The organism is Mojavia sp. (genome assembly GCF_059505145.1).
Genome location: NZ_JCACKA010000148.1, coordinates 1 through 12,477, shown reverse-complemented (window position 1 = coordinate 12,477; position 12,477 = coordinate 1). Strand labels below are relative to the sequence as shown.

Sequence of the window (12,477 nt, the reverse complement as noted above, 5' to 3'; positions counted from 1 at the left end):
GCGTACTATCTACGCTAACCTGTTTTTTATTCCCCACACCTTTTTTCGTTCACCCTCGGAAATGCTGGTTCCATAGAGGTCTTAGCTCATGATTCAGTGGAAGTGCTGCGGAAGCCAACGGCGAATGCAGGCAGTTCCATAACAAGTTTGGCCCAACGAGGATCTACCGGAGCTGGCGGTAACATCAAGATTGAAACTGTGCGGTTAAGTCTGCGCTCTGGAGGAGTGATATCATCAGGCACATTTGGGCAGGGTTCGGGAGGTAACGTATCTATCACTGCTTCCGAAGGAGTACAAGTAATCGGAAAGTCACTCACTGGTAATTCTCCTAGCAGAATATCAGCTCGAACTGGAGGAACTGGAAAAGCCGGAAATCTGACAATCGAAACAGGACGATTAACTGTCACTGATGGTGGAAGAGTAAATATTGGTGGTGAAAAAATTCAAAAAAATCTCAACTTTCAACCAGGACAAGGAAATGCCGGAACTCTCCGAATTAACGCAGACATTATCAATCTAGACATAGGTACAATCACAGCTGGCACAGTCAGCGGCACAGAGGGCGAAGGAGGCGACATTTTCTTGCACTCTAGTGACTTGCGATTACGTAACAGTGTCATTACCGCAACTACTGGGGGTGATGGCGACGGCGGCAACATCACCATCAATACAGACATTCTAGCTGCCTTAGAAAACAGCAGCATTACTGCCAATGCCTTTGAGGGACGCGGTGGGAACATCCAAATCAACACTAGAGGCTTTTTTCTTTCCCCCGATAGCCAAGTTACAGCAAATTCTGAAAGAGGAGTTAATGGTATAGTTCAAATCAATCTTTCAGAAAACCAACCAAAAATTACTAAACCACAGACTGAGGCAATTTTAGTAACTCCCAAAATAACTTCTGTCTGTCAAGGACGCTCAAACTCAACTGTTAGTAATAATAGATTTGTGATTACTGGTACAAACGGACTGCCACCTAACCCTGACGACATTCCAGATACTAACCTTGCTTGGCACGACAATTCTATTCTAATTCCGCTTAAAAATCGTTTAGAAGAAACAAAATCAACAGCACTCCAAGAAACTGTAAAAATTGTAGAGGCGCAAGGCTGGAGGAAAACTGCTGATGGAACAATTATCTTAACAGCAGAACCTAATACCGTTATTATTAGTACCTCTCCATCTGCTCACTCTTGCAAGTCCTCGGCAACGCAAGTATCAGGGACAGAAATTGCGCTCTAGCCCTCTTCCGCCACTCTGGGGTGAAACCTTAATTTTCGTTCGCTGCAACGTAGAGACTTCGTTAATTGTTCTAAGGCTGATGAAACAGAGCTAAATATGATTAAACTTCGACATTTGTTCAAGTATTTGTTCATAGGTGTTATTGGATTGTCTCTTGCTGTAAGCCAACCACAAAATAACTTGGCTCAAGAAGTAAATGGAGAATTACAAAAACAAAATCAAGCCCAATCATTAACTCAAAAGGGTAATGAACAATTGAATTTAGGTGAGGCGGAAGAAGCCCTTGCAACCTGGAAAGAAGCTACTAAAATTTATCGTCAACTCAAACATTATGATGGTATTGTTGGAAGTTTAATCAACCAAAGCCTAGCTCTACAAGCTTTAGGCTTACAAACTCGTGCTTGTAATACACTTATAGAAGCTTTGAATTTAAATACAATAAATGATTGGATTTGCGATACATCATCTCAGCAATTTAGTGAATCTACAGCACAATTGTTACTTGCAGCCATTAATAAACAAGTTCCTTTATCAGTCAACTTACTAGGATTGCATAATTTAGGAAATGTCTTACGGCGTTTAGGTAAACTTTCTGAATCAGAAATAATTTTAGAAAAAACTTTATTCCTTGCTCAAAAAGCATCTATTTCAGAACGTGGTACGGTTTTGATTTCATTAGGAAATACCAAAAAGTCTATCTACAAGCAGCTTCGAGATCAATATATTTATATAGAAGAACCTCTATTTAAAAAAGAGATATTCGGTTTGATTCAACAAAAAGCGTTAAAGTCACTTGAGATCTATCAACAGGTAGAGAATATTTCTACTGTGTCTCAAGGAGTAAAACTACAATCTCAGTTAGAACGTTTGAATTTGCTATTAGATTTTGAAGAATGGTTAAAAGCAGAATCAAAATTAGATTATAAACAGCTAGCCGAACTTATTTCTAAAATTCATGAACAGATACAACCTTCCATCAAGCTAATCATCGAAAATTCTTCTGCATTTCCCAACTACCAATTAGTCAATCCCTTTACGCCAAACTCAACTTCGCTAATAGTCTAAGTCAAATTCCAAGTCAAAATTTTCATTCAGTAGCTACTGAGTATGCCCAATCAGTTTTACGAAAGGCTGAAATCATAAATAACGAACGATTACAATCCTATAGTCTTGGTACTTTGGGCAAATTACAAAGTCAGCAAACTGAAACATATTTTCTGAAAGCCTTAAGCATAGCTCAATCAGTTCAAAGTTGGGATATAGCATATCAATGGCAACAACAATTAGGAGATTTATACCAAAAACAACTCAAATACGATAAAGCCCTTGATGCTTACGCTAAAGCCCTTGAAAATCTCACTCAAGTTCGTAATAATCTCTTGTCAACTAATGCTGACTTGCAGTTTTCTTTTTATGAGCGAGTAGAGCCTGTATATCGAAATTATCTACGATTACTTCTAGCAAGCCCTAACCCCAATCTCAAACGAGTCATTCAAGTTTATGAACAACTTCAAATAGCAGAGTTAGAAAACTTCCTTCAGTGCGGTAGACTTAACTTTATCACATTAAATAAGGTTCCCAAAAATCATATTACAACAGTAATTCATATCATTAATTTAGATAATTATATAGAAATACTTGTACAATCTCCTAACCAATCACTGCATCGTCACTCTGTTAATGCAGATTTAATTCAAAATTCTGTTGAAAATTTTTTACAAACTTTACAAGATCAGAAATTTGCTGATACCCAAGAATCTGTAGTCCTTTCTTATTCCCAAACGATTTATAATCACCTCATCGCACCTATCAAAAAATATCTACCATCATCTGGAACCCTAGTTTTCACTCTTGACAAGACTTTTCAAAGTATTCCTATGGGTTTACTACATGATGGCGAAAATTACTTGTCAAAAAATTATAGTATTGCGACAACAGTAGGTTCGCGCATTAGACCACCTAAAGCTTTAGGCAAAGAACAGCTAAAAGCCTTAATTGCTGGGCTTTCTAAACCTAGCCCTAGTTTCAATGCTCCTAATGCTCCTCAAGGTTTAAAACCTTTACCACAAGCAGAACAAGAGGCACTAGATGTCAGACAACAAACTAAGGGTTCAGCAAAGTTGCTCAACGAAAGTTTTACTAGTGAAAAATTTCAACAAGAGTTAAAAACAGCTAATTTCCCCATAGTTCACGTTACAACACATGGTCAGTTTAGCAGTGATCCAAAACGAACAGTCCTTTTAGCTTGGGATAGACCAATTAATGTTCGAGAATTTGATGGTTGGTTAAAAGCTCAACAAAATCAAGATCCGATTGAGCTATTAGTTCTCAGTGCCTGCCAAACAGCTAAAGGAAACAAACGCTCTACCTTGGGAATCGCTGGAGTCGCAGCACAAGCAGGAGCACGAACTATTGTAGCTAGTCTCTGGCAAGTAGATGCTGACTCTACAGCTATGCTCGTTGGAGAATTCTACAAAGGTTTAAACAGTAAGCTCACCAAAGCACAAGCACTCAGAGAAGCACAATTACACCTGCTGTCAAATCCACAATACCAACACCCTTACTATTGGGCGGGATTTGTTCTAGTTGGTAGCTGGCTTTGAGTTTCCAATAATCTCAACTGAGATTCCAATATTCTTAAACGTTCTTGAGCGATCGCCAATTCCTCTGAGTTACGCTCTACTCTTGCTAGCCCAACTGCTTTTGTATATACACGTTTTGCTTCTTCTGGCAACCATGCCTCTATATAGCGATCGCCTAATATTCTATAAACAGACGGATTCTGACTTTTTGCTCTTGCTCGCTCCTTTAAAGTTTCGATTGTTTCATTTAACAAGCCTTCAGACATATAAATCGCATTTAAATCAACAAAAATTTCATCTGGAGCCAAACCTAAAGAATTAATTTGCTGTACTACTTGATTAATTTGCTTGATTTTGCTTTCAGATAATAAATGAACTACCGAAGAATCTGCACTGATAGGAGAATTACCGCTGTTAACAATAACAGTGATTGTGAAGGCGTTGCCATACTGTAATTCTTTTCGATCACTTGGATATGACAATGTAGTATCTTTGACTTCAGTTTGCCAATCTACACCAGGGCCTTTAACTAATACCGTATAACTAGTAGCCCCAGTTACAGCAGACCACGAAATTAAAGGTCGGTTATTGATTAAAATTTTTCCATAGGGCTGGATTATCTTTGGTGCATTCTCATTTCCATTTGGGCCTTTGCGAGTGGGGCAATTATTTAAAGTTAATGGTGTACATCGCCGTGCTGAAGATGGTTGTAGCGGAGTACATAAGTCTTCAATTTTTAAAAAACTACTTTGCTGGATTTTGAAACGCTTTTTATTTGAATAGCAAAGAATCTCAACTCTAGCATTCTGGTTTGGGTAAATTCGATCTCCCTTGCACAACAGGTTCCCAGATTGTAAATTTCGACCCATCGGTTCGCTACACCAACGTTTACCTACCTGTAGGGACTGACCTCTTGTACTGCTAGTATTTAAACAAAGTAAGATTGATGTAACAGCTATAAATTGTACACTTAATAGTTTGTATATTGTAAATTTGGAGAAAATCTGCATTATAAATTTTATGTCAATATTCGTAATTTTTACAATACAAGAAATTGGCTGTTAACAAAAGCCTTAAGGCGATGATTTTGGCACAACATCTCCTAATAATCTTTTTAAGATTTGCAATCGCCAACGTTGAACTTCTGGCAAGCTGGATTCAGCAATTAAGCAAACCTCCCAAGAGATTCTAGCATCATTAATTTGACCCAATGCTTCCTGAGCTTGTGCTAGTAAACAATAAGCATCTATTCTTTGAGTATCTAGTTCTTTCGCTTTTTCTAAATATATTTTGGACTCGCTGTACCTCTTTTGCTCTAATTTAGCCCATCCTATAGTTTTATACAAAGCTGCCTTTAGTTCAGGGTCTTTAGCTTTTTGTAATCCTTGTTCTGCCGTCAAAATAGCAACAGTATATTCACCTTGAAGATTTTTGATTCTTGCTAAATTACTGACAGCATCTAGAGCTAACTCACTACTTTCTATAGCTAATTTATATTGTTTTTCTGCTAAATTATATTTACCTAAATCATCATAGAAATTTCCTAAACCATAATGTGATTCCCATTTATTAGGTTTAAGCTTGAAGACAGCCGCATAACTGTTATTAACACACCTTATATCTTGCAATTGTTGACATACTAAAGCTAAATTATTATATGCAGTATCATTTTCTGTATTATATTTAATAGCTAATTCATAATATTTTCTAGCCTGTTCAGGAGAAACATCACGCCGAAATCCCTGTTCTACATAAAAGTCAGATACTAATTTTGCTATATCAGGTTTAATATTTATTGCTTGGTTAAATTTATTTCGAGCTTCATAAAAACGATTTTCTTTTTGAGCTTTTCTTCCTTCGTTTAGCAGATACTCTGCTATCGCTGGATGCGATACCCAATATAATCCAAAAATACTTAACACCCCTACAATAATTACACCAATTCCAAATGCCTTTGATTTAACCACTCGGTTAATCTTTGATTGCAGTGGTATACGTTCTAATCTTTGCAGAATTACCCGTGTAGTCTGTGGGCGCTGCCCAGGTAGGGGAGCCATTAACTCATCAATAAAATCTGCAAAGGGTTTATCAATTTGAGGTGCTTTATTCCTCCAAATTAACTTTCCCGTTTTTTCATCTTTAGGTAACTTATTTAATTGGATCGCAGTTAATAAATATACAAAAGTTCGACCTAAAGCAAAAAAGTCAGACTGTGGTACTGCTTGCCCTTCAATTTGTTCTATCGGTGAATAGCGAGGTGTAACAATAGATGTGATTTCATAGTTTCCTACTCTTGTACTAGTGCCACCACTTGCACTAATTTTTGCCATATAAGTATTAGTTAACCGCCTGACTGCACCAAAATCTACAAGTGCTAACTGACCATTTGGTTGAAGTATGATATTAGAAGGTTTTATATCTCTATGAAAAAACTCTGTATGATGTACTAAATCTAAAATATCAACTAACTGTCTGAGCCAGTTTAAGGCTAGGCTTTGTGAAATTTTTCCATTATTTTTTATACATTCATCTAAGTTTTCTCCGTCGATTTTATCCATAACCAAACATCTTAGTTCTAACGGACTATTATTAGGAGTAAACGTAAAAAAATCATCTGATTCAACGTGAGGAATATTTGGATGTTGAATCAGCCGTAAACTCATAAACTCTTGCTCAATGAAACTACGCAATTTAGGTGAGTTCCATTTTAAAACTTTCATTACTCGTCGCTGTTGCCGATCATCAACTTCAAAAACCTCAAAATAATCATAAGGATTATCGGTTAATGCTTTTATAGGCTTAATTAAATGAATTCTCCCATTGATAACTAAAGATGTACCACAAGAAAGACAATTTTCAATATCGTCCGGATTCTGACGGTGGACACACAGCGGGTTGATACAGTAACTCACATTCTTTAAAATTGTGTTAATAACTATAGTTGAGCCTTAGAGCTTCTTGTTTCAGACTACCTAAGATAATCTTTATACTTAAATACTGATGAAGTTTTTTTTGAGTAAAAGTAATATTTAATTTATTACTTTTACAACAAGTTTACCTTAAAAATATATCTAAATAAAGTTCAAATCCTTTTACCACAAGGGTTTCAATTTTTGATTAAAAATTCCCTAGCCGTGTAGGTTATTCATACCTATGGCATTTGCCAATAGGTGTGAATCTAGAAATTACTCCATAATTGGAGGGGTTGATGAAGTCGGCGGAAAAGTCCCCTTTATGGAAAATTGTTGTTTGTCAAACCTGCAACTATATGATACTCTAAACAGCTTTATTACTTAAAGTGTTTAGTTTGTTACTTTATGCTAAAAATAGATTTATTTTCCAAAATATAGTAATATTTGATATAACATTAGGTAATTATACGAACTGAATCTCTAGTCTGTGAATACCAAAGCAGGTATAAGAAGTATTACAAGATGAGTTCAGCTATGGATTCCAACATCAGCCAAAAAGTAAATTTACCAAACTCTATTGTCCTGACGCGCCGTGGACAAAAGCATAAAGATGCACAAGATTCAGGAAATGTAACTTTTGAGGAAGCTTTATCTGTAGTCAACGAGATGGTGTTTGCAAAAACAGGTAAACACCTAAATAAGCCTGAAATCGATGTGATGCGTGGAGCTTGGCATGATAAAGATTATGGAGAAATAGCCAGTGACTCGATTTATAAGCTTAATTACTTGCAACGAGTAGTTGGTGCTAGATTATGGGATACACTCTCAGATGTACTGGGAAATGGTGAAAGAGTAACTAAAAAAAGGTTGCGAGAATGTCTGGAGCAGGTTGTTCAAGAACATTACCTCCAATATGTAGCAAACAGTATCAATAAAGGACAAATTAAAGGTCGTAATCTCCCCGATTTTTCTAGTTTTTATGGGCGGACAAAAGAATTAGCTTCCTTGAAAGAAATAGTCTTTAAACAACGCTGCGTCTTATTATTAGGAGTAGCAGGAATTGGTAAAAGCACTTTAGCAGCTAAACTATTGGCAGAGTTTAGTTTAGAATCAGAACCTCAATTTGATTGCTTAATTTGGAAATCGGTTTCTCATGCACCATTATTTCAAGACTTTGTTTTAGATTTATTAGAAATATTACAACCTTCTAAATTATCTGACAGCGATTTACCTAAATATACACAAGCTATGATTACAATGCTCATCAAGCAATTGCAATCACGCCGTTGTTTATTAGTTTTAGATGAATATGACTCATTATTTAAAGCCATTGGCTTAGAGCAAAGGTTAGAGTATAGCCTGTTTTTTCGTAGATTTATAGAAGAGCTAGATCAAGGGTGCCTACTTTTAACCAGTAGATTTTTGACTGGCGATATTGAAAATATGTTAATTACTGAAAAGCCTATTGATTGTTTAAAGCTCGAAGGTTTAGATACAGATGCTGCAATAAATTTTTTAAATACTCAAGGTTTACATGATAAGGAAAAAATTTCTGATTTAGTTGAAACATATCGGGCCAACCCAGGAGAGATGAAAGCAGTAATTAATCGAATTAATCATTTTTTTGGTGGAGATTCAGAAACTTTTTTTGAACATAAAACTACACTTATTAGTAGTAGATTTGAAGCAATGCTCAACGAGATGTTTGGACAATTATTGAGTGACCTTCAAAGACAGATACTAATATATTTAGCAGAAAGAATAGCTTTAACTTCTCAGTCTGTCCAGTTTACACAGTTATTAAGTGACCCCAAGTTTAAAAACAATGTATCTGGCTCAACTTTAGAAGTAATTAGAGCATTGGAACAACTAGAAAGTATGTCCCTTATAGAAAGTAACAAAAATGCTGATACTAAAGCAATCACTTTCACTTTGCAACCTGTAATCAAAAAATACATTACAACAGATCCATTAGGCTTAGTACACGTTGCGGATACTTCAACTTTAAAATTTGCATCTTGATACAGGTAAATACAATGCAACGCTTCTCAAAAGCAGTATTCAAAATCTATAAGAAGCTGACCTACGCTATAACGCTATAAGTAAGTATCCCCAACAGATACCGCCAATTGCTCTTCAACTCGGTCAGCCAAAGGAGCATGGGTTCATATTAGAAGAACCCAATATACAAGTTTTCAAGTGCAAACCTAAGGCAAAATTTACACAGCTATGCTCTTAGGTTACTTGAGAAACGCCCTAAATTCATAGGGCAGAATATACAAAGATTCATTAAAACGGAGGTAAAACAACTAAGCAATCAAAATCTTAACTAGATGCGAAAAGACGCAAAGTTCTGTAAGATCTAGCTTGTCAATGTATAAAACCAATAATGGAGGAAAACGAGCAACACATAAAAATGTAGGCAAAACGCACTAAGAAGTGACGCTTTGCCTGAAGTTGAAAAACAGAATATTCCTAGAGCGGGGTTGATCTCGGTGTGACGAATAAAGTGGTAGGAGTTTGGCGACTTGTTCCACTAACTTGTCAAAGATACCCACGCTGCTTTACTTATGCCATTATAACGGTAAAGGTATACGTAAGGCCAGTTCTTGCTGACCTTTTTTGGCATTTTCACTAAAAATTTATATTTCTATTAAGTAAATTTTTGTAAAGCAGCGTCATCAAGACCAATTCGCAACTCGCAATTGCGGAGGTAATAAGATAATTAATCAATTTAGGGTCTTGTACCCTGCTTACCCTGTAGGATTTTGCTACAGGCGTAGAGATAATTGCGAATTGGAATCAGCCCCCTCTGAAACTTGCTAGTCACCAAGTAATCAGGGGAAAATACCATGAAAAATAACGATCGCCCAGTACTCCATACTGGTAGGGTGAGGCTGTCAGGTGTAGTAACTGCACCGCACGGACACAGCCCGAATTGTTCTGCATCTGGGGCATGGAAGGAAATACTAATTAGTTCATTTGTTGAAACGCGCTTTAAAAATGTCTTAGCAAGGACAACAGTATTGCCAAAAGTAGGCTGGTTCTGGCATCACCCCAACAGTACGCACGTAACGGATGAAGCAGTTGCGCTCATTGCGTATAACACAAATGATTACAAACAGATATTGATTAAACACAATCAGCTGACGAACACCCTACAAGATTTAGACCCTGTTGCTGAAGTATTGCTGTTGATTTCTCCTGTTGAAGATTTTGTGTTTGGCACAGTCTCAGAAACACGGGAGATGTTTAGTACCCACATCCTGTTTGTGCAAAAGTGCTATGGACAGAACTCACAGGCGAATTTATCCATAGCCCACCCCAACTCCTGTGCCGCAGGAACTATGACTTCAAAAGCTTATGCAAACAACGTTGGGGGTAGAAGCTGATGAGCCAAACCCCAACTGAATATCCAAACAATCTCACCGCAGCCGAGTATCATGAGCTAGCGGTGGGTAGTGCCATTCATCCTGCCTTGATCGAGCGCAACTTTTTCCACATAGAGGGAGAATCAGTTTACGATTACCTGTTTATCTCCGATAAAATTCCTCGCAAAAATGCAGGTCGAGTAACGGATGCATACATCAAAATGTATCAGCATCTCTTGGTGGGAGGGACGTGGATTGGGTCGCTTGACCCCTTCAAAAATTGGCAGCCAATGGAGTGGGGACGAATCAAACCAAACTTTCCCCGCATTGATTGGGACAAAGGTAAACCCGTTAAGTACGAGTCGCCCCCCAAAACCGCCAACCGTGTTACATATTTTGATGTTGCTAACCCAGTTTGGGATTTAGTTGCACGACGGTACAACATTAAGCGTTATCATTCACTTTTAGCGCTGCGCTTGCTGGATCAACTTAATCCACGCCTGTTTTGGGAATGGGTAATTGCTCATCCAGAAATTCCAATAATATTATGCGAGGGTGAGAAGAAAGCCGCTTGCTTGCTCTCTCTTGGATTTGTGGCGATCGCGCTGCCGGGAATTTGGAACGGGCGCGTTGGGAAACAAGATTTTGATGAACGGTTGCATCCTGACTTAGTACCAATGGCTCAAAGGGGACGCAAGTTCATTATATTATTCGACTACGAAACCAGAGCCAATACCCGGTGGTCAGTGTTTCAAGCAACTGTTCGCACAGGTAGAGCTATTGTTGCTGCGGGTGGAAAGTGTGAAGTTGCATTACTGCCAGGCCCCGAAAAAGGTGTAGATGATTTTGTGGTTGCACGGGGTGAGGATGGGTCGGCGTTGTTAACAGCTGTTATTAATGATTCTCACTCATTGAAGGATTACCAGCAATCGTTCCTCATCAAGCACCGGGGATTGAGAAAGTATAAACCAGATGCAATTGTTGATACAAAATATCTCACTGATGCAGTTAGGGTTAAAGATGAAGCCCCGGTGCTGACACCACAAGAACCACCTCTTAAACTTTTTCCTCTGCTAGATCAGCCAGAGCAACCAGAACAAATCCCCCCAGGTCATTGCGGAAAAATCAGGTACAAGCTCAAAAAATTGAGACAGAATAAACAACCCAACTATGTTGTCTTCCCGAAAACTGGGTTAGTGGTACTTATCTCTGACATGGGAACAGGGAAAACCGAACTGATGCGAACTTGGCGTGATGCTCATCCTGACCAAAAATTTCTCAACAACGGGCATCGGGTAAATCTGCTGAAGAATTTGGCAGAGCGTTTGAAAACCTTGATGTATTCTGACCTTGGTTACACCAGTATGGCTCTAGCACAAGCATTGAGCATCACTATCGACAGTTTATATAAATTAAATACCCAGGCACTAACTTATGGCTGCATTTTCATTGATGAGGCTTGCCAATACCTCACCCATTTACTGCACAGTAATACTTGCAAGGAACATCGTGCCATCATACTGTCTGTATTACAACATATTGTCTACAATGCGCCTTTGGTTGTCATCGCTGACGCACACATGGACGATATCACCATCGACTTTTTCTTGTCCATGCGACCACCAACAGAACAACCATACATTATTAAGAATGAATGGAAGAATGGAGAGCGCACTATCTATTGGTATGAGGGGATGGATTCGTCGGCGTTGGTTGCTCAAATTTCTGCGGCAATCATGCTCGGTCAAAAAGTCATGGTGGTTTCAGACTCGAAGCGGTTCATCAAAAAACTTGAGAAATCCTTGAGTGTCAGGATTGATAATGAAGTCGGAAGTAGTAAGTCGGAGGTCGCAAGTAGAGACTTTACCTCCGACTTGCGACCTCCGACTTGCGACTTCAATTCTCGTTTACGAATTTGGTCTGTACATTCTGATAATTCCGGCAGTGATGAGAATGTGGCCTTCATCAAAGATATTACCAACGCTGTCAAAAATCTAGATGTGCTGTTGACCAGTCCCAGTTTAGGTACTGGTGTAGACATCTCAGAATATCATTTTGAAAGAGTATTTGGTGTGTTTCATGCCGTCAGTCAAACTGCCACCGAATGCGCTCAACAACTGTGGCGTTATCGTCCAAAAGTGCCGATTCATGTTTGGGTGGCCCCCCTCCCTCCCTTCGGCTACAAAGAAACCAACCCCACCAAAATTAAGGAACGCTTACTCCAAACCAACGAAATCACTGCTTTCTTAATCAAAATTGACCGTGAAACAGGCAAGCGCGGGGTTGAGAAGGACTGGGCAATGGAGGCTTACTGTCAAATTCAAGCTTCTCGTCATCAATCAATTAATAACTTACGTGCTGACCTGAGAT

Annotated in this window: 8 protein-coding genes; 6 read left to right on the top strand and 2 right to left on the bottom strand. The window is 38.4% G+C overall.

Features of this window, described 5'->3' with window-relative positions:
* Positions 1-102 precede the first annotated feature (102 nt).
* The 3 genes from AC5JL8_RS38020 (at position 103) to AC5JL8_RS38010 (ending at position 3,845) form a co-directional block, all read left to right on the top strand.
* Complete coding sequence (locus AC5JL8_RS38020) at positions 103-1,242, top strand: hypothetical protein (protein WP_495884852.1); 1,140 nt, start codon at positions 103-105, stop codon at positions 1,240-1,242.
* A 180-nt stretch (positions 1,243-1,422) separates the two neighbouring features.
* Positions 1,423-2,307, top strand: coding sequence for a tetratricopeptide repeat protein (locus tag AC5JL8_RS38015; RefSeq protein ID WP_495884851.1), 885 nt, complete (start codon positions 1,423-1,425; stop codon positions 2,305-2,307).
* A 113-nt stretch (positions 2,308-2,420) separates the two neighbouring features.
* The gene (locus tag AC5JL8_RS38010; protein ID WP_495884850.1) at positions 2,421-3,845 is read left to right on the top strand and encodes a CHAT domain-containing protein; all 1,425 of its coding nucleotides are present in this window, start codon (positions 2,421-2,423) and stop codon (positions 3,843-3,845) included.
* On the opposite strand, the gene AC5JL8_RS38005 is transcribed toward AC5JL8_RS38010, so the two are convergent.
* Entirely contained in the window at positions 3,806-4,693 is an 888-nt protein-coding gene (locus AC5JL8_RS38005) for a tetratricopeptide repeat protein (protein ID WP_495884849.1), read from the bottom strand. The two genes, AC5JL8_RS38010 and AC5JL8_RS38005, sit on opposite strands and share 40 nt — an antisense overlap.
* A 204-nt stretch (positions 4,694-4,897) precedes the next feature.
* A complete protein-coding gene (locus tag AC5JL8_RS38000) occupies positions 4,898-6,736 on the bottom strand; it encodes a protein kinase domain-containing protein (RefSeq protein WP_495884848.1) in 1,839 nt (612 codons plus the stop codon).
* A gap of 534 nt (positions 6,737-7,270) precedes the next feature.
* Here AC5JL8_RS38000 and AC5JL8_RS37995 point away from each other — a divergent pair.
* The 3 genes from AC5JL8_RS37995 to AC5JL8_RS37985 all read left to right on the top strand — a co-directional run.
* The gene (locus AC5JL8_RS37995; RefSeq protein ID WP_495884847.1) at positions 7,271-8,758 is read left to right on the top strand and encodes a helix-turn-helix domain-containing protein; all 1,488 of its coding nucleotides are present in this window, start codon (positions 7,271-7,273) and stop codon (positions 8,756-8,758) included.
* 830 nt (positions 8,759-9,588) lie between these two features.
* Positions 9,589-10,128, top strand: a complete 540-nt coding sequence (locus AC5JL8_RS37990) for a hypothetical protein (protein WP_495884846.1) — start codon at positions 9,589-9,591, stop codon at positions 10,126-10,128.
* Positions 10,128-12,477 (top strand): plasmid replication protein, CyRepA1 family (locus AC5JL8_RS37985; protein ID WP_495884845.1); only part of this gene is annotated, 2,350 nt, incomplete at its 3' end. The genes AC5JL8_RS37990 and AC5JL8_RS37985, both read left to right, overlap by 1 nt.

Excerpts from the sequence above, each read along its gene's own strand:
- AC5JL8_RS37995 (WP_495884847.1), top strand. The coding sequence starts at position 7,271 with ATGGATTCCAACATCAGCCAAAAAGTAAATTTACCAAACTCTATTGTC.
- AC5JL8_RS38005 (WP_495884849.1), bottom strand. The coding sequence starts at position 4,693 with ATGGGTCGAAATTTACAATCTGGGAACCTGTTGTGCAAGGGAGATCGA.
- AC5JL8_RS37990 (WP_495884846.1), top strand. The coding sequence starts at position 9,589 with ATGAAAAATAACGATCGCCCAGTACTCCATACTGGTAGGGTGAGGCTG.